At 65.8% G+C, this 25,163-nt stretch carries 18 protein-coding genes and 1 pseudogene; 10 read left to right on the top strand and 9 right to left on the bottom strand.

All coding sequences use genetic code 11. The annotated features are described in order from the left end of the window. Nucleotides 1-295: 295 nt before the first annotated feature. Both ACCQ09_RS19970 and ACCQ09_RS19975 read right to left on the bottom strand, forming a co-directional pair. Nucleotides 296-1,630: a glycosyltransferase gene (locus ACCQ09_RS19970; protein ID WP_040941982.1), complete on the bottom strand. Its 1,335-nt coding sequence runs from the start codon at nucleotides 1,628-1,630 to the stop codon at nucleotides 296-298. Beyond that, nucleotides 1,623-5,545 (bottom strand): annotated as a pseudogene (locus ACCQ09_RS19975) (amino acid adenylation domain-containing protein). Before ACCQ09_RS19975 ends, ACCQ09_RS19970 begins: the two are co-directional and overlap by 8 nt. 344 nt (nucleotides 5,546-5,889) lie before the next feature. On the opposite strand from ACCQ09_RS19975, the gene ACCQ09_RS19980 reads away from it, so the two are divergent. Further along, nucleotides 5,890-6,870: an IS5-like element IS1646 family transposase gene (locus ACCQ09_RS19980; RefSeq protein ID WP_011035385.1), complete on the top strand. Its 981-nt coding sequence runs from the start codon at nucleotides 5,890-5,892 to the stop codon at nucleotides 6,868-6,870. Between the two features lie 768 nt (nucleotides 6,871-7,638). Here the strand turns inward: ACCQ09_RS19980 and speA are convergent. Further along, entirely contained in the window at nucleotides 7,639-9,525 is a 1,887-nt protein-coding gene (gene speA, locus ACCQ09_RS19985) for an arginine decarboxylase (RefSeq protein WP_014506285.1), read from the bottom strand. Nucleotides 9,526-9,766: 241 nt separating this feature from the next. Here speA and speE point away from each other — a divergent pair, with 241 nt between their 5' ends. After that, nucleotides 9,767-10,624 carry a polyamine aminopropyltransferase gene (gene speE, locus ACCQ09_RS19990; RefSeq protein ID WP_011038944.1) on the top strand — a complete coding sequence of 286 codons (858 nt, stop codon included), beginning with the start codon at nucleotides 9,767-9,769 and terminating at the stop codon, nucleotides 10,622-10,624. A gap of 114 nt (nucleotides 10,625-10,738) precedes the next feature. Here the strand turns inward: speE and ACCQ09_RS19995 are convergent, their stop codons facing one another. Next, nucleotides 10,739-11,521 (bottom strand): hypothetical protein, encoded by a 783-nt coding sequence (locus ACCQ09_RS19995; protein ID WP_228428212.1) that lies wholly within the window; start codon nucleotides 11,519-11,521, stop codon nucleotides 10,739-10,741. Between the two features lie 528 nt (nucleotides 11,522-12,049). Here ACCQ09_RS19995 and ACCQ09_RS20000 point away from each other — a divergent pair. After that, nucleotides 12,050-12,709 (top strand): RIO1 family regulatory kinase/ATPase domain-containing protein, encoded by a 660-nt coding sequence (locus tag ACCQ09_RS20000; RefSeq protein ID WP_040941984.1) that lies wholly within the window; start codon nucleotides 12,050-12,052, stop codon nucleotides 12,707-12,709. A 281-nt stretch (nucleotides 12,710-12,990) separates the two neighbouring features. Here the strand turns inward: ACCQ09_RS20000 and ACCQ09_RS20005 are convergent, their stop codons facing one another. Continuing rightward, nucleotides 12,991-13,365, bottom strand: coding sequence for a P-II family nitrogen regulator (locus tag ACCQ09_RS20005; protein ID WP_029217016.1), 375 nt, complete (start codon nucleotides 13,363-13,365; stop codon nucleotides 12,991-12,993). Between the two features lie 154 nt (nucleotides 13,366-13,519). On the opposite strand from ACCQ09_RS20005, the gene ubiK reads away from it, so the two are divergent. The 3 genes from ubiK to ACCQ09_RS20020 all read left to right on the top strand — a co-directional run bounded on the left by ubiK (nucleotide 13,520) and on the right by ACCQ09_RS20020 (nucleotide 16,194). After that, a complete protein-coding gene (gene ubiK / locus ACCQ09_RS20010) occupies nucleotides 13,520-13,792 on the top strand; it encodes a ubiquinone biosynthesis accessory factor UbiK (protein ID WP_040941985.1) in 273 nt (90 codons plus the stop codon). Nucleotides 13,793-13,807: 15 nt separating this feature from the next. After that, nucleotides 13,808-15,328, top strand: a complete 1,521-nt coding sequence (locus ACCQ09_RS20015) for a YifB family Mg chelatase-like AAA ATPase (RefSeq protein ID WP_040941986.1) — start codon at nucleotides 13,808-13,810, stop codon at nucleotides 15,326-15,328. Between the two features lie 356 nt (nucleotides 15,329-15,684). Continuing rightward, on the top strand, nucleotides 15,685-16,194 hold the full coding sequence (locus tag ACCQ09_RS20020; RefSeq protein ID WP_019238055.1) for a lipocalin family protein: 510 nt from the start codon (nucleotides 15,685-15,687) through the stop codon (nucleotides 16,192-16,194). A 10-nt stretch (nucleotides 16,195-16,204) separates the two neighbouring features. On the opposite strand, the gene ACCQ09_RS20025 is transcribed toward ACCQ09_RS20020, so the two are convergent. Beyond that, nucleotides 16,205-16,381 (bottom strand): hypothetical protein, encoded by a 177-nt coding sequence (locus tag ACCQ09_RS20025; protein ID WP_012439469.1) that lies wholly within the window; start codon nucleotides 16,379-16,381, stop codon nucleotides 16,205-16,207. A 381-nt stretch (nucleotides 16,382-16,762) separates the two neighbouring features. Between ACCQ09_RS20025 and ACCQ09_RS20030 the strand changes: the two genes are divergently transcribed. Next, nucleotides 16,763-18,322 carry an EAL domain-containing protein gene (locus ACCQ09_RS20030; protein ID WP_012439470.1) on the top strand — a complete coding sequence of 520 codons (1,560 nt, stop codon included), beginning with the start codon at nucleotides 16,763-16,765 and terminating at the stop codon, nucleotides 18,320-18,322. A gap of 445 nt (nucleotides 18,323-18,767) precedes the next feature. On the opposite strand, the gene ACCQ09_RS20035 is transcribed toward ACCQ09_RS20030, so the two are convergent. From ACCQ09_RS20035 to ACCQ09_RS20045, 3 genes are read right to left on the bottom strand one after another with little or no spacing between them, the layout of a single operon-like run. Continuing rightward, nucleotides 18,768-18,938, bottom strand: a complete 171-nt coding sequence (locus ACCQ09_RS20035; protein WP_154727132.1) for a hypothetical protein — start codon at nucleotides 18,936-18,938, stop codon at nucleotides 18,768-18,770. 13 nt (nucleotides 18,939-18,951) lie between these two features. After that, entirely contained in the window at nucleotides 18,952-20,073 is a 1,122-nt protein-coding gene (locus tag ACCQ09_RS20040; protein ID WP_011038953.1) for a fatty acid desaturase family protein, read from the bottom strand. Nucleotides 20,074-20,082: 9 nt separating this feature from the next. Continuing rightward, nucleotides 20,083-21,159, bottom strand: coding sequence for a ferredoxin reductase (locus ACCQ09_RS20045; protein ID WP_029629068.1), 1,077 nt, complete (start codon nucleotides 21,157-21,159; stop codon nucleotides 20,083-20,085). Nucleotides 21,160-21,252: 93 nt separating this feature from the next. Here ACCQ09_RS20045 and fabR point away from each other — a divergent pair, with 93 nt between their 5' ends. The 3 genes from fabR (at nucleotide 21,253) to ACCQ09_RS20060 (ending at nucleotide 25,137) form a co-directional block, all read left to right on the top strand. Next, nucleotides 21,253-21,900, top strand: coding sequence for an HTH-type transcriptional repressor FabR (gene fabR, locus ACCQ09_RS20050; protein ID WP_011038955.1), 648 nt, complete (start codon nucleotides 21,253-21,255; stop codon nucleotides 21,898-21,900). A 374-nt stretch (nucleotides 21,901-22,274) separates the two neighbouring features. Beyond that, nucleotides 22,275-22,934, top strand: a complete 660-nt coding sequence (locus ACCQ09_RS20055; protein ID WP_040941987.1) for a UdgX family uracil-DNA binding protein — start codon at nucleotides 22,275-22,277, stop codon at nucleotides 22,932-22,934. 1,081 nt (nucleotides 22,935-24,015) lie between these two features. Next, nucleotides 24,016-25,137: a slipin family protein gene (locus ACCQ09_RS20060; RefSeq protein ID WP_040941988.1), complete on the top strand. Its 1,122-nt coding sequence runs from the start codon at nucleotides 24,016-24,018 to the stop codon at nucleotides 25,135-25,137. Nucleotides 25,138-25,163: the final 26 nt, after the last annotated feature.

Genomic DNA, 25,163 nt, shown 5'->3' on the forward strand with positions numbered 1-25,163 from the left:
CCGCCGCATCACGCGGCCAATCATGAAGACACAGCCAGTGGCCCGATGAACCCTGGTGGCTCGCACTGCTCTCACGTTAGATGGCCTTGCCTGCGCATGGATCCAGCACGCAGCGCAGGCACACCTCCCACACGCAACAAGGAACAGACCGCGTTACACGGCGGCCAGTTGATGCGTGCGCTATAGCCTTGCGCACAGCACCGGCGCTTCAGCGGCCAGACAAACGTGCCTGCTGCGGCAATGCATCGCGGCACTGCTCACCTCAGCGCCGCCACATGCCAAACGCCATCGCGCCTCAGGCCATCGCCGGCTGCGTACTCCGCGCATCCACGCTGACGGGCGCGCTGGCGTCCAGTAACGCCCACGCCTCCAGCTGGTCCACGGCCCGGCGGATGCCGTCTTCGTCGCGAATGCGTTGGCCCAGCGCAGCTGCGGCCGCACGCATGGCCGGCGTGCTGGCCTGGTCGATGGCATCGGCCAGGGTCTGCGGCAGCAACCCGTTACGTGACAACGCCGGCGGCGCCACACCGCGCTGGGCCAGGCAATGCGCCCAGAACGGTTGGTCGTAGCCGAACGGCAGCACCACCGACGGGATCCCCGCGGTCAGCGCCGCACCGGTGGTGCCGGCGCCGCCGTGATGCACGGCCACCGCCACGCGTGGGAACAACCAGTCGTGTGGCGCCTGCTCCAGATGGAAGAAGCGCGTGGCATCGTCGTCGGCGTCTTCCCCGGCCGCCAACCCGCCCCAGCCGCTGGCCAGCAGCGCACGCTGGCCGGTCAGCCGCACCGCCGCCTTGACCGTGGCGGTGAGTTGCGCGGCATCGTTGCTGGTCATGCTGCCGAAGCCGATGTACAGCGGTGGCGGCCCGGCTTGCAGAAACGCCTGCAGCGCCGCCGGCGGCTGCCACTGCGGCTGCGGCAACTGCCAGAAGCCGCAGACCTGCGCGCTCTCCGGCCAGTCGGGCGGACGCGGACACAGGTGCGCGCTGTAGCCGTATAGCACCCGCAATGCACTGCGATCGGGCCCGCTCCACGGGTACGCCGGCAACCCCAATGCCGGGCGCACCACCTCGTTGAGCACCGGGCGCATCAACTGCCAGCCGGCAAAGCGCATCACATGATGCAGCGCCACGCTCACCAGCCCGGGCAGGCGCACGGTGGGCATCACCATCAACGGCAGATGGCGCGAGGCGGTCAGCGGCTGCAACTGCGCGAACACCACCGGCAGGCCATACCGCTGGCCCAGGCTATGAGCCAGGAAACTGGCGCTGCCCACGCCAAGAATCAGGCCCGCATCGGCGCAGGCGGCGCGGCCCTGGTCGGCCCAATCGCGCGCCCATTCCATCAGCTGCGCATTCAATTTGCCCCAGATGCCACGCCAGCCGCCACGCATCTCGGCGATGTCCGGATGCCCCTGCAACAGCTTCTGGTGATCGCCGCTCAGCGGGTAGAACTCCAGTCCGTTGGCAAGAATCAACGCAGCAAAGTTGGCGCTGGTCAGCACCCGTACCCGGTAACCACGCTGCTGCAGGCCACGGCCCAGCGCGATGATCGGGCGAACATCGCCATGCGTGCCCAGCGTGGCGATCACCACCGGGCGCTGGGATGACGCTGTGGAGGACTCAGGCATATTCGGCCACCCCGTCGCTGGCGGTGGTGATGCAGCCGTCGGTGCGCGCAGTTTTCGCGGTCGCCGCATGCAGCAGCGTGCTGAGCGTGGCCGAGTGCGCAGGCGACAGCATCGAGTGGTGGTCGCTATCCAGGGTGTGCAGCTGCAGGGTGCGCACATACGGGCGCCATGCCTGCGGCCGGTAGTCCACCCAGAGCGCATCGTCGCCACCGGAGGTCATGCGCACGCTGGCTTCGACGAACAGCACATCCTGCGCCAATGCACGCGGCTGGTAGCGCCGTGCCAGGTGCAGGTGATGCTGGGTCACCGCGCCCAGATCATCCAGCAGCGTGGGGCGTTGATCGAGCAGCTGGCGCACCGCCGGCAACGACATCAGCCCGTAGTGAACGCACAACAGGCTGGCGAGTTCGGCCACCGTGGTGGGCATGGGTTGTCCGGGCGCCAGGTTCAGATTGAGCGCATGCACCGAGGCACGCACGCCTTCGGATTCCGGCAGCGCGGCAGCCTGCTGGCGATGCGGGTAACTGTCGAGCATGGCCAGCACCTCGACTTCCTCGCCAAGCGCATGCAGCTCGGCGGTAATCGCATGGGCGATCAGCCCACCCAGCGACCAGCCCATCAGGCGATAGGGGCCGTGCGGCTGCACTGCGCGTAGCCGCGCCAGGTAATCGCGCGCAATCGCCTCGATGCTGTCCGGGCGGTGCAGCGGGTCGCTCAGGCCAGGCGACTGCAGCGCATACACCGGCCACTGCGGATCGAGTTGCCCCAGCAAGGTGAGATATGACCAGCCAAGCCCCACAACCGGGTGGATGCAGAACAACGGCGTAACGCCTGCGGTGCCGGCACGCAGCGGCAGCAGCACGCCCAGTGGATCGTTCGGCGTATGGGTACTGCGGCGGACCACCTCGGCCAGCCCGGCAATGGTCGGCGCATGGAACAGCGTCCCCAGCGGCAGTTCCACCCAAACAGCTGCGGAAAGCGTGCCGCCATTTCCGCGGCGCGCAGCGAGTCGCCGCCAAGCTCGAAGAAGTTGTCGTCCACGCCCACCACGGCAATGCCCAGCACGTCCTGCAGCATCGCTGCCAGCTGCTGTTCGAGTGCATCGCGCGGGGCCAGATGCGCACGCTGCGGCACAGCGCCCGGCGCCGGCAATGCGCGGCGATCGAGCTTGCCATTGGGCGTAAGTGGCAGCGCCTGCAACGGCATCCATAGCGTGGGAATCATCGATGCCGGCAAGCGCTGCTGCAGATGCGCGCGCAGCAGCTCGGTGGACGGTGCGGTGCCGTGCTTGCCAACCACGTAGGCGAGCAGCTGCAACGCGTTGGCACCATCGTGATGCCCCACCACCACCGCCTGCGCCACCTGCGTATGCAGCAGCAGTGCGTTTTCGATTTCCGCCGGCTCCACGCGGTGGCCACGGATCTTCAATTGCCCGTCCGCACGGCCGATGAATTCCAGCAGGCCGTCGCGGCGCTGACGCACGCGATCGCCGGTGCGGTACATGGTGCTGCCGTCATCGGCAAACGGGTCGTGCGCAAACCGCTCGCTGGTGAGCTGCCGCTTGCCGCGATAGCCCTTGGCCACGCCCGCGCCCCCGATGTACAGCTCGCCGACCGCGCCGGTCGGCAATGGCTGCCGCTGTGCATCAAGCACGTACACGCGAGTATTGAGCAGCGGCCGGCCGATAGGCGGCGCCGCCGCGTCGCTCAGCTGCAGCGGCATGATGGTCGACCAGATGGTGGTTTCGGTGGGCCCGTACAACTGGGTCAAACGGCCCACGCGGCTCAGCAGTTGCGCGGCCAGTTCGGGCACCAGGGCCTCGCCGCCGACGAGCGCATGCACGCGGTCCAGCGCCAGCTCCTGGTTGGCCAGCAGGATGCGCCACAACGACGGCGTGGCCTGCACCACGCTGATCTGTTCGTTGACGATCAGGCGCGAGAGGCTGCGTGGATCATGCGTAATCCCCGCAGGTGCAATGACCACGCGCGCGCCGGTCAGCAGCGGCAAATACAGTTCCAGCCCGGCGATATCGAAGGTGATGGTGGTGACCGCCAGCACGCGATCGCGCGGGCGCAATGCCAGTTCCTGCTCCATCGCATGTAGGAAATTGGCCAGGTTGCGATGGCTGACTTCCACACCCTTGGGCACACCGGTCGAGCCGGAGGTGTACAGCACATACGCGGTGCCATCCGGCTGCGCCAGTGGGGCGATTGCGGCGGGCAAGACGGCCGGGCGCGGGTCCAGCCAGACCATGCCGCCGAGCAGATAGCGCTCGCACAGCGCAGGCTCGCAGACCAGCGCGATGGCACCGGAATCGTTGAGCATCTGGCGGTTACGCGCGGCCGGGCTTTCCGGGTCCAGTGGCAGATACGCCGCCCCGCTCCACATCACCGCCAGCAATGCCACCAGCAACTGCTCGCTGCGCGGCAACGCGATGGCGACCACATCGCCCGGGCGCACACCATCGTCCACCCATTGCGCGGCGATGCGCGCGGCCAGCTCGCACAGCGTGGCGTAATCCAGCGTGCGGTTGTCGTACTGCGCCACCACCGCTGCGGGCATCAGTTCGGCACGCTGCAGCATGCCGTGCAGCAAGGTGCTCGGCTCCGGCAATGGCGCGGCAGTGGCGTTCCAGGTGTGCAGCAGACGCTGGCGCTCGGCATCGCCCAGCACATCGACCTGACCAAGCGCGCACTCCGGATCGGCGAGCACTGCGTCGGCTAGGTGGGTCAGGCGGCGGCAATGTTCGGCCAGCTCCTCGCTGTCATACAACGCCGGGTTGGCATCCAGATCAAAGCGTAACGCTGCACCGTCGCCACGCTCGTAGCAGAAAATGGTCAGATCATCGGCCGGGCCATTGCACAGGTTATGCGGCACCGCGTAGGCCTCGCCAAAGCGCAGTGCATAGTCGAAGGCTTCGATATTCACGGCCAAGCGTGCGAACTTCTGCTCGATGCCGAACAGGCCCAAATCGCGGCGCACATCCTCGAAGCGATATTGCTGGTGCCGCAATGCACTCCTGACCACGGAGGCCACCTGCGCGAACAGTGCATGCACCGGCTGCTGCGGGTCCATCTTCAGACGCAGCGAAATGACATTGGCCACCAACCCGGCGGCCTGCCGGTAGCGTGCATTGATCCGGCCAGTCACCGGCATGGCCAGCACCAGGTCTTCTGCGCCGGTGCAGCGGTAGTAATACGTGGCAATCAGCGCAATCAACATCTGCGGCAGGCTTGCACCGTAGTGCTTGCCCAGCGCACGCAGCTGCACCACCTGCTGCGGGGAGAATTCCCCGGTACCACGCAACAACCCGGTGGACAGGTGGTTGCCCGGGCGCGCCAGGGTCGCCGGCGGTGGCAGGTCGGCCAGCTGCTCCATCCAGTAATTGCGATCACGCTGAAAGCGATCAGAGTCGCGGTACTGCTGCTCCAGCTCGATCAACGACAGCGCGCTGCCGTACTCGGCAGGTGCCGGCTCGCACCCGGTGGCGTAGGCGGTATACAGCACCGCCATGCGCTGCATCATGATCGAAGCGCAATAGCCGTCCATCACCAGATGGCTCACGCATTGCACCCACATGTGATGGTCTTCACCCAGACGGAAGACTGCACATCGCCACAACGGCCCGTTCTGCAGATCCTCCGGCTTGCGGATCTCCTCTTCCACCCAATGCTCGGCCGCATTCCGTGGCGCAGGATCGTCGCTGAAGTTGAAATAATGGATCGGCGCGGTGTACTCGGGCATCACCACCTGACTGGGCACGCCGTCGTGCTCGACGATGCATAGCCGCAGCGTGTCGAACTCGCGCGTGAGCTGCAGGCTGGCACGGAGCAACACTTCAGGATCGAGCGGGCCGAACAACTCCAACGCTTCGGACAACATCAAGGTGTTGTCGGTATGCAACTTACTGGCCACCCACAGCCCGCGCTGCGCTCTGGTCAGGGGATACACCGGGGACGAGTCAGCGTGCATTGACGTGCATTCCTTGTTGTTGGCGCGCAGTGATCCAGCGCATCCGTACCGCATTGCGGTATCAGGACGCGGGCAAGACCGAGCCGCCTTTTAAGAATCGTGGGGTAAGCAACACCACCGATCACCAGCATCTGCCAGCAATACGCGATGGAAACGCACAATAGAGACGCACACTGACGCGACGCACAGTCGCTTCCATGACAGCTGACTGATAAAGCCCCTTGAGAACCTCTGAACAACGCACCACAGATACGCGACACTATCCGCCTGATGTTGAGGGGTGATCCATGCAACTGACGTTCGGTGACGCTGAGGGCCTGGGCAAGCGCAAGCAGACGCGCCGGGAGATCTTCCTGGCCGAGATGGAGCAGGTCGTCCCGTGGCAGCAATTGCTCGGGCTGGTCGCGCCGCACTATCCCGTGTCGGGCCGGCCAGGTCGGCAGCCGTACGCACTGGCGACGATGTTGCGGATTCATCTGCTGCAGCAGTGGTATGCGTTGAGCGATCCGGCGATGGAAGAAGCACTGCACGAGATCCCGACCTTGCGGCGGTTTGCCCAGCTCGGTGGCTTGGACAACGTTCCGGACGAGACCACGATTCTCAACTTTCGCCGCCTGCTGGAGACCCATGGCCTTGCCGCGCGGATGCTGGAAGCGGTCAACGCGCATCTGGCGCGCAAGGGCCAGAGCCTGCGGTCGGGCACGATCGTCGATGCGACGCTGATCGCGGCGCCCAGTTCGACCAAGAACGCCGACCATGCGCGCGACCCTGAGATGCATCAGACCAAGAAGGGCAATCAGTGGTATTTCGGGATGAAGGCGCACATCGGCGTGGATGAATTTTCCGGGTTGGTGCACCACGTCCATTGCACAGCCGCCAACGTCGCCGATGTCACGGTGACGCACGCATTGCTGCATGGCAAAGAAGACAGCGTGTTTGGCGACAGCGGCTACACCGGTGCGGATAAGCGCGAAGAACTGCAGGACTGCGAGGCTGCATTTTTCATTGCTGCCAAGCGTTCGGTGCTTCAAGCCATCGGCAACAAGCGGGAGCGTGCTCGGGAACAGCGCTGGGAACACTTCAAGGCCAGCGTGCGTGCGAAGGTGGAGCATCCGTTCCGGGTGATCAAGCGCCAGTTCGGTTACACCAAGGTCCGCTATCGCGGCCTGGCGAAGAACACCGCGCAGGTGCTGACGCTGTTTGCGCTGTCAAACCTGTGGATGAAGCGAAAGCAGTTATTGCCTGCTATGGGGAGCGTGCGCCTGTAACGCAGGCAACACCCTGCAAACGCGCCGGAAACGGCAAAAAAATCGAGGATCTGAGCGCCGTCAGCCTGGCCGATGTAGTTGGGCTCATCCTCCGACGCCGTTGATCAGACCATCCCTTGCGTCGCTGCAAGTTAAATAGACCGTAAAAATTAAGTACAGAAATGAACCGTGCAAAAATCACGAATTTCGCATCTTGCGTAAATATTTTATAGAAACGTGATTTCAGCGAGCTTCTGGACGTATGCGTTGCACGCGCGAATTGCGCGACAGGGAATGCGCCGCGACGCAGGCAAAACAAGCTGAATTCATGCAGCTACGCCTGCGCAGGCCATCGAAATCCGCATCCATCACCATGCAGCGGACGGGCATCGGACAAGACCATTCCACATGACGCCATTGGTATAACTGCACCGCGGACCCAATCACTTTGAAGCCAGCGCTGATGTCCGAGAACGACGAAGGCTTTCACAACAATCACGTGTACTCGCACGATCATCTGAGAGTCGTCGAACTGTCATTGGCGGGTAGCACCCTCCGCGAACGCACAGCGATCACCTACGTCCACGCGCGTGCGGCCAGTGGCAGGCGTTACGCACAAGAAAGTGCGTCGCTGATCACTTTACGCGGTGGGTGCGCATCGCGCGTGGCGCGAGCGTGCTCATGCATCGCCGAACGTACCAAGGAGCTTGGCCATTACGCTCGCCCGATCGCAGGGCATGCGCACACTACCCCACTGCGCTGCGGCACCGGCCGCAGCGCAGCTGCCCATCAGCCCAACGGTTCGTCGGACAGATAGGTGTAGCCGGTCAGGCCGGCTTCCAGCGCGTCGTGCACTTCCTGCGCGCGCTCGGGCGGCAGCTGTGCCGCGGCGATACGTTCGGCATAGGTGGCACGCAGGGTGTCCAGCTGATAGCCCACGTAGTCGAGCATCACGTCGGTGGTATCGCCGCGACGCTGCTGCGCGATGCGGTAGCCGGTGCCATCCACCGCAACTTCCACCGCATCGGTGTCGCCGAACAGGTTATGGATGTCGCCCAGGATTTCCTGGTAGGCACCCACCAGGAAGAAGCCAATGCGATAGCTCTCGCCGGGGTTCAAGCCATGCAATGGCAGCGAGCTGTCCAGGCTTTCGTTCTCGACGTAGGTCTTGACCATGCCGTCGGAATCGCAGGTCATGTCGGCGATGATGCCGCGCCGCTGCGGGGCCTCGTTCAGGCGCTCGATCGGCACGATCGGGAAGACCTGATCGATCGCCCACACATCCGGAATCGATTCGAACACGCTGAAGTTGACGAAGTATTTGTCCACCAGCCGCTCGTTGAGCTCGTCCAGCACCGGGCGATGGCTCTTTTCGTCGAAGCTCAGGCGCGCACGCACGCCGTGGGCGATGGCGTAGAACAGGTCGTCGATGCGCGCACGGTGGGTCAGGTCGATCTGGCCCAGCGCGTAGGCGCTCAGCCCTTCGGCATGGAAGTGCTGCGCTTCCTGGAACAGTTCCACCGCCGGGCGCACATCGAGCTCGTCGTGGATCTCGCGCAGGTGACGGATCGCCGCCGGCTCGTCGTCGTGCGCATCCGGCACACGGCCTTCCGGCGCCTGCTCCACTTCCGAGACGTTGGCGATCAACACCGCGTGGTGCGCAGTCATCGCGCGGCCGCATTCGGTGACGATGCGCGGCGGCGGCAGGCCGTGCTCTTCGCAGGCACTGGCCAGCGGCTGCACGATGTTGCTGGCATACGAATGCAGGCCGTAATTGATCGAGCAATAGCTGCGCGAACGCGTGCCTTCGTAGTCGATGCCCAGGCCGCCGCCCACGTCCACATGGCTGATCTTCGCGCCCAGGCGCGAGAGCTCCACGAAATAGCGGGTGGCCTCGCGCATGCCGTTGGCGATGTCGCGCACGTTGGAAATCTGCGAGCCCATATGGAAATGCAGCAGGTTCAGGCTGTCGGCGTATTCGGTGTCGCGCAGCGACTTCCACAGGTCCAGCACCTGGCGCGGCGACAGCCCAAACTTGGCCTTGTCGCCACCGCTGTTCTGCCACTTGCCCGCGCCCAGCGACGCCAGCCGCATGCGCACGCCCAGGCCCGGCTTGACGTCCAGCGCGCGCGCCTCTTCCAGCACCAGGTTCAGCTCGGAGGGCTTTTCGATGACGATGAAGGTCTGCAGGCCGAGCTTGCGCCCGATCAGCGCCAGGCGGATGTACTCGCGATCCTTGTAGCCGTTGCAGACGATCAGCCCACCCGGACGCGACAGTGCCAGCACCGCCATCAGCTCGGGCTTGCTGCCCGCTTCCAGGCCGAAGCCCTCGCCGTGGTGGCTGGCCAGCGTGCCGGCCACGCCGCGGTGCTGGTTGACCTTGATCGGATACACCGCGGTGTAACCACCGGCGTAGTCCCAATCGGCCTGGGCCTGGGCGAACGCCGCCTGCAGCTTGCCCAGGCGCTGGCCCAGGATGTCCGGGAAGCGCACCAGCAGCGGCAGCTTGGCGCCGGCCGCACGCGCGGCATCCACCACTTCGGGCAGCGACACCGCAGGGCCGTCGGCGGTCGGTCTGACCACCACATGGCCGGCGTCGTTCACATCGAAATACCCATCGGCCCAATGCGGGATCGAGTAGGTCTTGCGGGCTTGGTCGAGGGACCAATCGCTCATTTCGTTGTCTCGGCTGGGGCAAAAGGGCGTGAATTGTAACGCCTGGCATGCCGAGGGTCCGTTACAATCCGCGCCGATCTGACGCCCTGTTCCCGATGGAAACGGGGCTGACGAGGGCTCGGACCTGGCCGTCAGCCGCATGGCTGCACCAGGCTGCGCCCCGACCCTCACCTGGCGCCGTGCGCCACCTTCTCCCGCCGGGAGCAGGAACAGCCCGTTTCTTTTTGATTAGGACGTCCGCATGAGCACCAACGACAACTGGTACATCGAACACTTCCAGCCCACCGGCTCGGCCATCGGCTACCGCATCAGCGGCAAGCTGGACGAGGTGCAGTCCCCGTTCCAGAAGATCGAGATCTACCAGACCACCGATTGGGGCAAGCTGATGATCATCGACGGCGCGGTGATGCTCACCAGCCGCGACAACTTCTTCTATCACGAGATGATCAGCCACCCGGCGCTGTTCACCCATGCCGCACCCAAGCGCGTGGTGATCATCGGTGGCGGCGACTGCGGCACGCTGCGCGAGGTGCTCAAGCACCCCGGCGTGGAAAGCGCCACCCAGTGCGACATCGACGAGCAGGTCACCCGCATGTCGGAGAAGTACTTCCCCGAACTGTGCGATTCCAATGACGATGCGCGCGCCGAGCTGCTGTTCGACGACGGCGTGGCCTACATGGCCAATTGCCCGGCCGGCAGCGTGGATATCGTGATCGTGGATTCCACCGACCCGGTGGGCCCGGCCGAAGGCCTGTTCAACAAGTCCTTCTACGAGAGCTGCTTCAAGGCACTCAAGGACGACGGCATCCTGGTGCAGCAATCCGAATCGCCGCTGGCGCTGCTGGACCTGATCAAGGAAATGCGCACGGAAATGGGCAAGGCCGGCTTCCAGTCGTTCAAGACCCTGCCGTTCCCGCAGCCGTGCTACCCCACCGGCTGGTGGAGCGTGACCATGGCCAGCAAGCAGGCCAACGCGGATTTCGCCTTCCGCCAGGCCGACGCGCAGGCCAAGGGCTTCGACACGCTGTACTACACCGCGCACCTGCACACCGGCGTGCTGGTGGCACCGCCGTTTGTGGCCAAGGCGCTGGGCGAGTAAGCGTGAGAAACGCCGGCAGTGGAGTACGCGCTTGCCGGCGTCGTGTGAAACGAGAACGGGGCGGATGTTGTCATCCGCCCCGTTGCCACATCTGCAGTTCCGACGCGCGTCTGATCAGAAGCGCACTTCGGCACCAACGTTCAGCACTTCTGCGCGATTGATGGTGATGTCTTCATCCGAGTAGTAGTAATCGTTGGCGTACACATAGTTCGTATAGAGCACGCTCAAGCTCGCGTGCCGGCCGAGGTCGACGCCAACGCCCGCACCGGCATAGCCGCCGGAAACGCGCTCGTTCGAGTCGCCTTGTGAATTAGCCGACCAGTATCCCAGCCGCACGACGGCAAACAGTGGGCTGTCGCCGAAGTTGAAGCGCGCCATGCCGCCCAGACTGCCGAATTCCACGCTAGGAACGTAGTAGCCGTCGTGATCACTGATACGGGCCAGCTTTCCAACTGCGGCCTCGAGGCCGATCAACGTCACCGGACCTGCCCGCCACCGATAACCGGCGTTGAGGCCAAGCATGTCCTGGTCGATGCTTTCGTACACCTTGCCCTGGCCGCCCTGCACACCGATAAACGCGCCACTCTTCAGGCGTTGTTCTTCCTGGCGTGGTGGCGGTGGTGCATACGCTGGTGCTGGTGTCGTGTCCACGACCGGGTACGGCGCAGTGGCGGTAGTCATTCCATCGCTGGCGGTCCCGCTCGCATCGGCAGACTGCGGCGACGTGACGCGTGTTTGCTGCGTACTTGAGGCAGGCGCCTCCGCCCCCTGCGTACCGGCCTGCTGCTTTTGCTGCTGGCGGTAGCTGTCCCAGCCGCGCGATAACGATTGCGCCGAGGCCTGTGCCGTGACGCCAAGCGCCGTGCAGGCCAACAGCAGTGTTGCGGTCCTTTTCATCGCATCCCCATGTGTGGAACTCCATCGTCTTCCGCATCCTTGCGCGCGCAGGCATGGCCCAACGGCGTCCGGAAGTGGCGCAGTTGCCGTCAGTAGCGGGAGGCGTTCCCCACATCACCGTATGGCACGCGGCGCGCACGCCTTGGCACGCGCGCGAGTGATGCAGCCCCCTGACCGCAGCGGCACAGTGCCTGGAGTCTCATGCGCGGTCAAGACGTTAAGTGACCGGTTTCCGATGGACGGTTGAGGCGCGATGCCTGGTCCTTCCGGGCTGTCAGCCGTGCCTCGTCTCAACATAGCCGTTGTGCTGCGCCACCTCGGCATTTACCTCCAGCAACCGCCTGCCCCGGCACGATCGCCCAAGTGACTGATCTGGCGAAGCGTTCCACCTCCGGAACATTTCATTTTTTTAACAAATCTAATTTCAGAACTTGAAAGTTCTAAAATTAGTCGGTCCCGATCCTTGCGATCACCGTGGACCTGCAGACGCGTGACCACTCCCGCGCCCCCAGGGTCCGGAGAGCCGTCATGCACTACCAAGCGCTGGATACCGCCAGCCTGACCCTCGCCACCCCCGTGCTGCTCAAGCAAGGCACCCGCCTGCTCGAGCCCACCGTCTACCGCACCCATCTGGATGGGCAGCTGGCGGTGGTCAAGGACTACAGCCGCTACCGGCGCACCCTGCTGGCGCCGATCGCGCGGCTGATGGTGCGCCACGAGGCCAACATGCTGCGGCGCCTGCAGGGCTGGAAGCATGCACCGGCCTTGCTCGGCACCTTGGGCGGCCTGGCGCTGGGCATGGAGTTCATTCCCGGCGACACGCTCAGCGCCAGCGCGGTGGTGGGGCAGGAAGTCTTCCAGCAGCTGCAGCACGCCTTGCGCCGCCTGCATGCGGTGGGCATCACCCATAACGACCTGCATGGCACTAACGTGGTGGTCAGCGCCGGAGTGCCGGTGCTGATCGATTTCACCTCGGCGTGGCGGTTCCCGCGCTGGTTACGCCGCAGCACGCTGTCGCGGCAGCTGCAGCGCAGCGATGTGGCGAACTTCCAGAAGATGCGTCGGCGCCTGGTCGGCATCGCGCCCAGCGACGCCGAAGCCGCGCTCACTGCCGAACCGGGCTGGGTGCGCAGCGTGCGTAACGGCTGGAAGCGGCTGTATCGGCGACTGAAGGGTGGCGCTGCCTGAGACCCGGCAGGGGTGGGCTTGCGGTGCGTTGTTGATCGCAGGCTGGTGGGATCCACAGGATTGGCCGTGGACTGCGGACTGCGGACTGCGGACTGCGGACTGCGATAAGTCTGTGCCCGTAGTAAGTCGGGTTACTGCGGTCTTCCGCCGACGACCACATCCAGATGCACGTGCATGCGTGCATGGCAGCGCCGTCGATCACGTCGTGGCGAGGTCCACCAGCGCCTCCAGCACCAAGCACTACCTGGGAGCGTGTCATGCATCCCACGGACGAACGTGCCTTACAGCGCGTCGCCGTCCAGTTCGCCGGTGCGGATGCGCACCACGCTGCCCAGGTCGTAGACGAACACCTTGCCGTCGCCGATCTTGCCGGTGCCGGCCGCCTTGACGATGGCTTCCACCACCTGCTCGGCCTGGTCGTCGGTCACCGCCACTTCGAGTTTCACCTTGGGCAGGAAGTCGACCACGTATTCGGCGCCGCGATACAACTCGGTGTGGCCCTTCTGGCGCCCGAATCCCTTGACCTCGGTCACCGTGATGCCCGCGACGCCGCAGCCGGCGAGTGCTTCGCGCACATCGTCCAGCTTGAACGGTTTGACGATGGCCATGATCATTTTCATCGGGGGCAAGTCCCAGGAATGACGGGCGCGCAGCATACCGTGGACCGCCGCAACACTCATCCCACCCGATGGCAGGGGCCGCCACGGCCGACAGCCGAATGGGACTATCCTTACCACCTGCCGACTGCCCTGCCGATGTCCCGTATGTCCGGCCTGCACTAGGCTTCCTACGGACCTGCGGAGAACTGCCATGATCGATTTCAATCAACTCGACGACCTTGCCCGCCGCCTCAGCGACCTGGTGCCGCCGGGCCTGCGCCAGTCGCGCGAAGAACTGCAGAGCACCTTCAAGGGCGCGCTGCAGGCTGGCCTGGGCAAGCTGGACCTGGTCACCCGCGAAGAGTTCGATGTGCAGCGCGCGGTGCTGCTGCGCACACGCGAAAAACTCGACGCGCTGGAGCAGACGGTCGCGGCGCTGGAAGCGCGCAGCGGCACCGCGCCGCCCACCTCTCCAACCCCCTGACCCAAGGCCGCCCCCATGAGTCTGGCACTGGTGCACAGCCGTGCCCGCGTGGGAGTGCACGCGCCTGAAGTCCGGGTGGAAGTGCATCTCTCCGGCGGCCTGCCTTCCACCCAGATCGTGGGCCTGCCCGAGGCCGCGGTGCGCGAGTCACGCGAACGGGTCCGTGCCGCCTTGCTGTGCGCACAGTTCGAATTCCCCGCACGCCGCATCACCATCAACCTGGCGCCGGCGGATCTGCCCAAGGACGGCGGCCGCTTCGACCTGCCGATCGCGCTCGGCATCCTTGCGGCCAGCGGGCAGATCGACCGCCAGGCCCTGGCCGACTACGAATTCCTCGGCGAGCTGGCCCTCACCGGCGAGCTGCGCGGCATCGATGGGGTGCTGCCTGCGGCCCTGGCCGCCGCGCAGGCCGGGCGGCGCCTGATCGTGCCGCTGGCCAACGGCGCCGAGGCGGCGATTGCCGGACACGTGCAAGCCTTTACCGCGCGCACCTTGCTGGAAGTGTGCGCCGCACTTAACGGCACCCAGCCGCCACCGCCCGCCGAACTGGCGATCGTGGCGCTCGGCGCCCGCGCGCTACCGGACATGGCCGACGTGCGCGGGCAACCGCATGCGCGCCGGGCGCTGGAGATCGCCGCGGCCGGCGGCCATCACCTGTTGCTGGTCGGCAGCCCTGGCTGCGGCAAGACCTTGCTGGCCTCGCGCCTGCCCAGTCTGTTGCCGGACGCCAGCGAGGCCGAGGCGCTGGAAACCGCCGCCATCACCTCCATCAGCGGACGCGGCCTGGACCTGGCGCGCTGGCGGCAACGTCCTTATCGCGCCCCGCACCATACCGCCAGCGCGGTGGCGCTGGTGGGCGGTGGCACCCATCCGCGCCCGGGTGAGATCTCATTGGCGCACAACGGGGTACTGTTCCTGGACGAGCTACCCGAATGGCAGCGGCAGACCCTGGAAGTGCTGCGCGAGCCACTGGAGTCCGGCGTGGTCACCATCTCGCGGGCCGCGCGCAGCATGGACTTCCCGGCGCGGTTCCAGTTGGTCGCCGCAATGAATCCCTGCCCGTGCGGCTGGGCCGGCGACGCCAGCGGGCGATGCCGCTGCAGTGGTGACGCCATCCGCCGGTATCGCAGCCGCATCTCCGGGCCGCTGCTGGATCGCATCGACCTGCACGTCGACGTGCCGCGCCTGCCGCCGCAGGCACTGCGCAGCGGTGCGACCGGCGAGGACAGTGCCAGCGTGCGTGCACGCGTTGCCGCCGCACGCGAACGCCAGCAGGCACGTGCACAGGTGCCCAATGCCCGCCTGGACCAGGCCGCCACTGACCGCCACTGCCGGTTGGGCAATGACGATCAGCTGCTGCTGGAACGCGCCATCGAACATCTGCAGCTGTCCGCACGGTCGATGCACCGCATCCTGCGCGTTTCGCGCACCATCGCCGATCTCGACGACAGCGCCGACATCGCCACCCGTCACCTCACCGAAGCCATCGGCTACCGCAAACTCGACCGCGCTCTCGATACCTCCAGCGCCGCATGACGTGTCTTGATGGATGGCTCTGGCAACGCGACCGGCGGCAGACGCATGCGGGTTCGTGGTGAAGGAAAGACGCGTGGCCACTGCGGTGACGCCGCTGGGTGTGTCGCCAGGCTGCTCTGCGCTGCTCGATCAACACACTGCGTGTGCCGTGCGCTGCGTGGCCGCACGCCTGCGTTGCACCTGGCTGCGTTAATCTGCTCGGCACGCGCACTGCGCGGCGCCTGCTCGAAACAGCCCGCTGTGGTCAATCGCAGGAGCCCACAACCAGCGCGTAACGCCACCCCGCACCACATGCCGACACCCGATTCATGGCGGTGCGCGTACAACTGCGGCGATCCCACTGCACAGAGGCCGCCATGAGCCGACATCCCGACCTGTCCACCGTCGCATCATTGGACCTGAGCCGTTATCTCGGCACCTGGTACGAGATCGCCCGCCTGCCGATCCGTTTCGAGGATGCCGATTGCACCGATGTATCTGCGCATTATTCGCTGGACGCCGACGGCGGCATCCGCGTGCAGAACCGCTGCTTCACCGCCAAGGGCGAGCTCGAGGAAGCGGTTGGGCAGGCACGCGCGATCGATGAAACGGGCGCACGCCTTGAAGTCACCTTTTTGCCGGAAGGCTTGCGCTGGATTCCCTTCACCAAAGGCGACTACTGGGTGATGCGCATCGATAGCGACTACACCGCTGCGCTGGTTGGCAGCCCGGATCGCAAATACCTGTGGCTGCTGGCGCGCTTGCCGCAGCTGGACGAAAACATCGCGCAGACCTATCTGGCCCATGCACGCGAGCAGGGCTTCGATCTGGCGCCGCTGATCCACACCCCGCATACGGGGCGGCTGACCGAGCAGCCGCTCCCGTAGCGCGGCACCGCTAGTTGTTGAGGGTGCCCAGGTCCTTGGCGGCGGCCTGCGCGCCCTCCAGGCTGTCGAAGGCGACGCCGGTGTCGCCCACCACGTACTTGGTCACCTCGCCGTCGCGGGTGGCCTCCTGCATCTTGAAGATCGGCACTGCATCGGTGCCGCCGACGCGTTCTTTCTGTTGGGTCATGGGTCGTTCTCCATCGAGGGCGCCAGCATGGCGCCGAGGTGTCGGATCAGTGCAGCACTGCCGACGACCTGACCCTACCCGCTGCCCCGACGCGGGTGCGTGAACCTAACAGGGCCGGACCTTTCAACACCGACACAAGCGGCCGCGAGCATAAAAACGCGACCGCTTCGCCGAAACGCTGCCCGCAATGCACGTGTGTGTCGTACATTCGTGACGTGCAGCCTCATCTGTCACCGCCGCCCGCCATCTCCGTCCCCATGCGGCGGTGCTGCGTGGCCGAACATACGCCACAGCGCAGACCACTCTCGAGCGCGCCGTGCGCGGCTGCCCACCCTGCCATCGGCCAGCCGGCAATGCTGGCCACCCATGTCAGGATCTGAAGTGAAGCGGCACCGCATCATCAGCGTCACCGTGCTGCTTGCCCTGCTGTGTGCGGCGCTTCCCACCGGCGTGTCGTATTACCTGGCGTGGCGGTTGGCGCTCACGCGCGAGCAGGCCGAGTTGAGCAGGCTGGCCGAATTGTCGATCCGCCGCACCGACACCGCCTTCGACGAGGCGCATGGCGCGCTGCTGAGCATGGCCGCATCGACGCTGCCCTCCTGTTCGCCCGCGCACCTGGCGCAGATGCGCGCGCTGGTGCTGAGCAGCCACCACATCGTTGAACTCGGCCATTTCCAGCAAGGTCAGCTGCGCTGCACCTCGTGGGGCACGCTGGACGCGGCAGTGCCACAGACGCCTGCGGACTTCACGGTCGCGCGCGGGATCGCCGTAACCACCCGCCTGCTCCCGCTGGCCAGCCCGCAGCACCCGGTGATGGCCCTGCACCTGGGCGACTACAACGTTCTGATCAACCCCTCCACGCTCACCGACATCAACGTCCCACCCGGCCTGCAGTTGGCGATCGGCACGCCGGCCGGGCAGATCCTCAGCAGCACCGGCACCGCCGCCGAACAGTTGCTGCAGGGGCAGGCGCTGGCGGCCACCTCGCATGCCGCACCGGCCTCGGAAGTGCTGTCCGGGCGGGCGCGGCGCGGCGATTGGGTGGCCGTGGTCACCGAGCCGGCCGCCTATCTGCGCGGGCCGCTGGCGGCCTTGCGCCTGCAGCTGCTGCCGGTCGGCATCCTGGTGGCGCTGTTGCTGGTGGGCGCGGTGGTGTGGGTGTCGCGGCGGCGCCTGTCCCCGCTGGCGCGGCTGGAGATCGCCGTGCAGCGTGGCGAGTTCGTGGTGCACTACCAACCGATCATCGCGCTGGACAGCGGGGACTGCGTGGGCGCCGAAGCCCTGGTGCGCTGGCAGCAGCCCGGCGGCGCGCTGGTGCCGCCGGATGACTTCATCCCGTTGGCCGAGCACAGTGGGTTGATCCTGCCGATCACCGACCTGGTGGTGGCCGAAGTCATCCGCGACCTCGGCCCGATGCTGGCGGCCGACCGCTCCCTGCACGTGGCCATCAATGTCTCGGCCGGCGATATCAAGAGCGGCCGCGTGCAGAGCGTGCTGGCCGATGCATTGGCCGGCACCGGCGTGGACAGCGGGCAACTGTGGGTAGAAGCGACCGAGCGCAGCCTCATGGATATCGATGCGGCGCGCACCACGATCATGCATCTGCGCGGCGCCGGCCACACCGTGTCCATCGACGACTTCGGCACCGGCTATTCGAGCCTGCAATACCTGCAGGGGTTGCCGCTGGACGCGTTGAAGATCGACAAATCCTTCGTGGACACCATCGGCACGCACTCGGCCACCAGCGCGGTGACCTCGCACATCATCGAAATGGCCAAGACCCTGCAGTTGCGCACCATCGCCGAAGGCGTGGAGCGGCAGGAGCAACTGGATTATCTGCGCGCCCACGGCGTGGACCTGGCGCAGGGCTGGCTGTTCTCGCGCGCCTTGCCGGCTGCGGGGTTCATCGCCTACCGCAATGCGCTGCGGCGGACTGGCTGAGCGTAGGATCGCCGACCTGCTCAGTGGGTCGTTGGTTCATTGGTTCATTGGCTCGCCAATCAGCGGCAGGCTGTGCGCTGCAAAGCTATCGCGTGCGTCTCATGCACTTGCATGCGCTCCGCAAGCATCGGTTCGTGCCTCGCCATACCCATCACGCCGTCGCTTCCAGCCAGTCACCAGATGACGGTGACGGCGCAGGGCTGGCTGTTCGCGCGCGCATTGCCGGCGGCGGATTCATCGCCTACCGCAATGCACTGCAGCGGACTGGCTGATCGCTGTAGCGCTAATCGGCTATTCGGCTATTCGGCTAGTTGGATCGTTGGATCGTTGGATCGTTAGGTCGCGATCAGCGGACATGCTGCGCGCTGAAATAGCGACGCAACAGTTGTTACGCATTACCGCATGCACTCCAACGCAACCGCCCTTCCGTCCCGGCGACATCGCATCACATCGCGGTTCCAAGCAAAGCCGACAGCGATGGCGCGAGCCCTGCCACACCTGTTTCTGTTGTACGTGCCAACGAGCGCAGCTGCTCCTCAATACGGTCAGCCAAACAGTTGCGCACCCCACAAACATGATCGGCCTGCCGCACGCGCGACAGGCCGATCATCTGCATCAGGTCGCAAGCCTCAGGCGCGTTGCAGTGCGCCGTCGCTCTGGCGTACCGGTGCCGGGCGGCTCGGGAAGGCGTGCCGCACGATCCGCCACATCACCTGGCCGAACTGACGCGGCAGCGAGCCGGTGTTGTAGTGCTGGCCGTAGCGCGCGCAGATCTGCTTCACTTCGACCGCGATCTGCGCATAGCGATTGGCCGGCAGGTCGGGATAGAAGTGGTGTTCGATTTGATGGCTCAAGTTGCCCGACAGCACATTCATCAGCTTGCCGCCGGTAAGGTTGGACGAACCACGCAGCTGACGCAGATACCAGTGACCACGCGACTCGTTGCGGATCGATTCTTTCGGGAACACTTCCGCATCGGCGGTGAAGTGGCCGCAGAAGATGATCACGAAGGTCCAGATGCTGCGCAGCATGTTCGCGGCCAGGTTGCCCAGCAGCACGGTCAGGAAGAACGGGCCGGCCAGCAACGGAAACACGATGTAGTCCTTGAGCATCTGGCGGCCCATCTTGCGGCCGACCGGCAGGAACGACGCGCGCAATTCGGCGGCCTTCATCTTGCCGGCGAACCAGCGGCCCAGGCGCAGGTCCTGGATCGCCACGCCCCATTCGAACAGCAGCGCGAACACCACCGCGATGAACGGCTGCAGCAGGTAGAACGGGCGCCAGCGCTGCTCGGGGAAGATGCGCAACAGGCCGTAGCCGATGTCGTCATCCATGCCACGCACGTTGGTATAGGTGTGGTGCTTGAAGTTGTGGGTCTTGCGCCAGTTGTCGCCGGTGGCAACGATGTCCCACTCGTAGGTGTTGCCGTTGAGCTGCGGGTCGCCCATCCAGTCGTACTGGCCGTGCATGACGTTGTGGCCCAACTCCATGTTCTCCAGGATCTTGGACAGGGTCAGCAGCACCACGCCGACGATCCACGCCGGGATCAACACGCTGTGTACGAAGGCGCCCAGGAACAGCAGCGCCCGGCCGGCCACGCCGGTCCAGCGCACGGCCGCGACGATGCGGCGGATGTAGCGCGCGTCGGCGGCGCCGACCTGGGTCAGCACGCGGGCACGGACGGCATCGAGCTCGTCGCCGAAGGACTGCAATTCGGCGGCGGACAGGGCGCGGTTATGGACTCGGCTCATGAGGGTTCCTTACAGATCCAGGATCAGGTCGGTGCTGGCGGCGCTGATGCACAGGCGTACCTGTGCGGTGGGTTCGCTGCTGCGCTCGCCGGTCAGCAGGTGCCGCGTGGTGCCGGACTGGCGCGCACACGCGCAGCTGTTGCAGATGCCCATGCGGCAGCCGTGTTTGGGACGCAGGCCCTGGGCTTCCAGCCCTTCCAGCAGCGACTGGCCGCGCGAAAGGGTCAGCGTACGGCCGCTGCGTGACAGCTGGACCTGCACTTGGCCGGCTTCGCCGTCGTCCAGTACCGGCACGCTGAAGGCTTCGGCCTGGAATCGGGCAACACGGTCCTGCAAGCGCGCGCGCGCGGCCTGCACGAAACCGCCCGGCCCGCAGGCCATCACATGCCGGTCCTGCAGGGCGGTGACCTGCTCCAGCGGGAAGCTGTCGATCCGCGGCGCAGGTGCGGCGCCTTCGCGGGTGGTGAGCAGTTGCGCGCGCAGGCGTGGATGCGCGGCCGCCAGCGCTTCGAATTCGTCCAGAAAGCAGGCCTCGTCGCGCTGGCGCACCCAATACAGCAGGTCCACGTCCATCGGCATGCCTGCCGCAGCGGCGGCCTGCAGCAGCGCGCGCATCGGCGTGATGCCGCTGCCAGCTGCCAACAGCAACAGAGGTGCGGGCGTTGTGGGCAGCAGCATGTCGCCGAAGGCCGGATCCAGCGAGACCACCGCACCCAGCGGCGCCTCACCGGCCAGATACGTGCTGACCAGCCCGCCGGTGATCGCCTTGACGGTGATCGCCAGGCGGCCGTCGGCCAGCACCGTGGGGCTGTAGCTGCGCAGCAGGCGGCGGCCGTCGATTTCCACGCCGATGCTGACGTGCTGGCCGGCCTGCAGGCCCTGCCAATGCCCATTGGGCTGGAACAGCAAGGTCACTGCATCCCGGCTGGCTGGCGTGCGTGCGACCAGCCGCGCCATCGGGCGCTCCAGGGTCCACAACGGGTTGATCCGGGTCGCCCAGAAGTCGAACAGCTGGGGCGACACCAGCCGGCGCGCCAGGCGCGTGGGCAGCGGGGACTTGGGCATGCGAGCAGGAGCCGAGTTCATGGGGTGCACTATACGCACGCATGCACAGACGTGTATACAGTTGTATATCGACCAGAGGGGCTATGATTCAGGCCCACGCCCGGCTGCTGCCTCATGACCTCCATCGCCCTGCCATCCCACGACGCGCCGCCGTCACGCAAGCCGGCGATTTCACGCGAGGACCTGATCGCCGCGGCGTTGTCATTGATTGGCCCGCACCGCAGCCTGTCCACGCTGAGCCTGCGCGAAGTGGCCCGTGAGGCCGGCATCGCGCCGAACAGCTTCTACCGCCAGTTCCGCGACATGGACGAGCTCGCCGTGGCGCTGATCGATCTGGCCGGGCGCTCGCTGCGCACCATCATCGGCCAGGCACGGCGGCGGGCGACCTCCACCGACCGCAGCGTGATCCGGGTGTCGGTGGAAACCTTCATGGAACAGCTGCGCGCCGACGACAAGCTGCTGCATGTGCTGCTGCGCGAGGGTGCGGTGGGCTCGGATGCCTTCAAGCAGGCGGTGGAACGCGAGCTCAGCTATTTCGAAGACGAGCTGCGCGTGGACCTGATCCGCCTGGCCGCTGCCGATGGCGCCACGCTGCATGCGCCGGCGCTGGTCTCCAAGGCGATCACCCGGCTGGTGTTTGCGATGGGCGCCACGGCGATGGACCTGCCGCCGGAGAAAGATCCCGAGCTGGTCGAACAGATCTCGCAGATGCTGCGCATGATCCTCACCGGCGCACGCACGCTGGGCTCGCACGGCCACTGAGTTTGCGGGACGGCGGGTGATTCCTTGTCGGCACGCTGGAGTGCGTGCGCCATTGCCGCTGTGGTGCGCCACGGGTATCCCTGCGCGACTGCGTGCTTAGTCGCCTACAAACCGTTGATGCGTACTGGTGCATGCATTCAAGCGGCACCGCGACGCGTTGCTCACAGTGCGACCAGCTGTCGCGATTGGGCTGCGTTGAGCGCGCGCTCAGCGCGTCTCTCGCACGCCTGCCGAGGTCGCCGTTGCATCAATGGCCAAACACGCATGCGCACCGTCGCCACCCAGTGAGCATGCCCGCACATACCACTGCGTGATTCACGGCGTCTCGGCGGGCCGCGCCTAGCGTCGGCTACCCGCTTGCCTTGCCGCTGCCCATGCCTGCGCACCGCATCCCTTCTGCGCCCACCACTCCATTGGCCAAACCGGTGGACACCGTGCCCAGCGGCACCTTGACCGCGCTGCGAGCGCAGGCACAGGACTGCCGTCGCTGCGATCTCTGGAAGCCGGCCACTCAGGTTGTATTTGGCGCCGGCCCTGCCCGCGCGCCGTTGATGATCATTGGCGAACAGCCCGGGGACCAGGAAGACCAGCAGGGCCGCCCGTTCGTGGGCCCGGCCGGCCAGTTGCTGGGCACGCTGATGGCCGACGCGGGCCTGGATCCGGCGATGGCCTACGTCACCAACACGGTCAAGCATTTCAAGTTCGTCCCGCGCGGCAAACGCCGGCTGCATCAGCGCGCCACTGCCGGCGAACAGGCCGCGTGCCGGCCATGGTTGGCCGCCGAACTGTTGCGGGTACGCCCACGCATTGTGCTGGCGCTGGGCGCGATGGCGGCGCAAACCCTGTTCGGTAACGCGTTTCGATTGACCACCGAACGCGGGCAATGGCGCGCGCTGGATGGCCGCACCACTGCGCTGGCAAGCTGGCACCCGTCCGCCATCCTGCGCATGCGTGAGCCCGAGCGCACCGCCACACGCGCGCTGCTGCGTGAGGATCTGGCCCAGGTCGCGGCCGCACTGGATAACCTCCGATGATGCCCGGAGATAATCGGCTCGATTATTTTTTTGCATAAAGTCCTTGCACAATAAAAACAACACGGGTAATGTTCGCGCCCTCGGCAGGTACGCCCTGCACTTTTTGGATTCCCGCGCAGATGACCATTCATCTCCCCAGCAAACAGGACCGACTGCAACGCGCCAACCGCGTTCCGCAGACGCGTGTCGCCGTGCTGGCAGCGCGGATGCACACCTTCGATTGATCTTCAGCCACAGGAGATCGGTCACCCGATCTCCGAGGCTTGCGAACGCCCTCGGATGCTGCATCCGTGGGCGTTTTTCGTTATGCGTTCGCTCAACAGGTTCGTGCGGCTGATCGCCGAAGACACCCGGGCAGGGAACGCCCGGCAACACGGAAGTTGCAGTGCTGCGAGGCGCGCAAGCGCTGTGCCCAGGTGTCGGGCACGGGCGGCAGACGATCATGCGTACACATGGATTATCGTTCCTAAAGAACGGTAATCAGAAACGAGGCAGAACGGTTTCCAGCGGTCTGGAGTTTATTCCAGCTGGTGTGCGCGGCGTGCCGTGGCATATACCGGAAACCCCGATGCAGTTTCTGACATCGGATGTCGGCTCCTGGTGGGAGCGGTGGCGTCAGCCACAGGGTCGGTTCGATTCCGGCACATCCACCACTGGATAGCTCAGTTGGGTAGAGCAGCGGAGTCACCTCCGTGAGTCGCGGGTTCGAATCCCGCTCCACCATGACCTTTCACGTCATGCACCACGGGACGCATGTCCCAACCCCAGGAAATGCCCTTGCCTGGTGTAAGCGCACACCCGTGCGCGGCCACCAGACAGCGGCGCTGTCGCCGGGCCTGTGGCCTGACGCTGCCTTCCCTGCAGTGCGCCTGGCCGTGCGGTTCGCCGTGTTGGTCATGCGCGGTGCGGCGGCAGCGCCAGCCCACCGTGCTCCGCCACCGCGCTGTCACGGGCGTTTCCTTCTTTTTCTTGCTTGCGCCGCGTTGCGTCGGCAATGGCTTCGTCCCGGTTCCGATCCGGGGAACGAGGCGTGCGTGTGTGCCCGGATCGGATCACCAGAGCCAACCCAAGGAGACATGCCATGTTCTGGACCAAGAAGGTCGTGATCGGTGACGGCGACCGCGGCCTGGTGTATCGCGACCGGCGCTTTGCGCGCCTGCTCATGCCCGGCGTTTATCGCCTGTTCGACCCGTTGCATCGCCTGACCATCACGCTGCATGCGGTGGGCAATGGCGCCCCGGTAGGGGCCGAGGCCGAGCGGCTGATCGAGGCGCTGGGCCCGCAGCTGGAGACGCACTGCGTGCTCGCCGACATCGGTGCGCACCAGGTCGGCCTGCTGCTGCGCAACGGCGTCCTCGACGGCGTACTGCCGCCGGGTTCGCGCACGCTGTACTGGCGTGGGGCCACCCCCGTGTCCGTGCACGTGCTGCCGCTCAGCGATGGGCTGCAGGTGCCAACGGATGTGCAGCGCCGGCTGCGCCAGCTCGGCACACTGTCGAAGGTGGCGAGCTGCGTTGAGGTGCCGGCCGATTCGGTCGGCCTGGTCTCGGTGGATGGCACGCTCGCACCACCGCTGCCACCCGGGGCGTATGCGTTCTGGAATTTCCAGAACACTGTGGTGACCGAAGTGGTCGACCTGCGTGTGCAATCGGTTGAAGTCTCCGGCCAGGAGCTGCTGACCCGCGACAAGGTGTCGTTGCGGGTCAACCTGGCTGCCAGCATGCGCATCACCGATGCGGTGGCGATGCGCACCCGCGTGGCCAAGGCCGGTGATTTGCTGTATCGCGAACTGCAATACGGGCTGCGCCGTGCGGTGGCCAGCAAGACGCTGGACGAGTTGCTGGGCGACAAGGCATCGCTGGACGCCGACATCGTGGCGCATGTGCGTAGCAGCGTGCACGGCTTCGGCATCGAGGTGCTGGGCGTGGGCGTCAAGGACGTGATCCTGCCCGGCGAGATGCGCGCCATCCTCAATGCCGTGGTGCAGGCAGAGAAGCAGGCGCAAGCCAATGTGATCCGCCGACGCGAAGAAGCCAATGCCACGCGTTCACTGCTCAACACTGCAAAGTTGATCGAGGAAAGCAGCGTGCTGATGCGGTTGAAGGAACTGGAGGCCTTGGAAAAGGTCACCGAAAAGATCGACACGCTCACCGTGTTCGGCGGCCTGGATGGCGTGCTGAAGCAGCTGGTGACGCTGCGCTGATGATCGCCGTGTGCGGTGGACGGATC

Source organism: Xanthomonas sp. NCPPB 2586 (assembly GCF_041475775.2).
Classification (GTDB): domain Bacteria; phylum Pseudomonadota; class Gammaproteobacteria; order Xanthomonadales; family Xanthomonadaceae; genus Xanthomonas; species Xanthomonas campestris.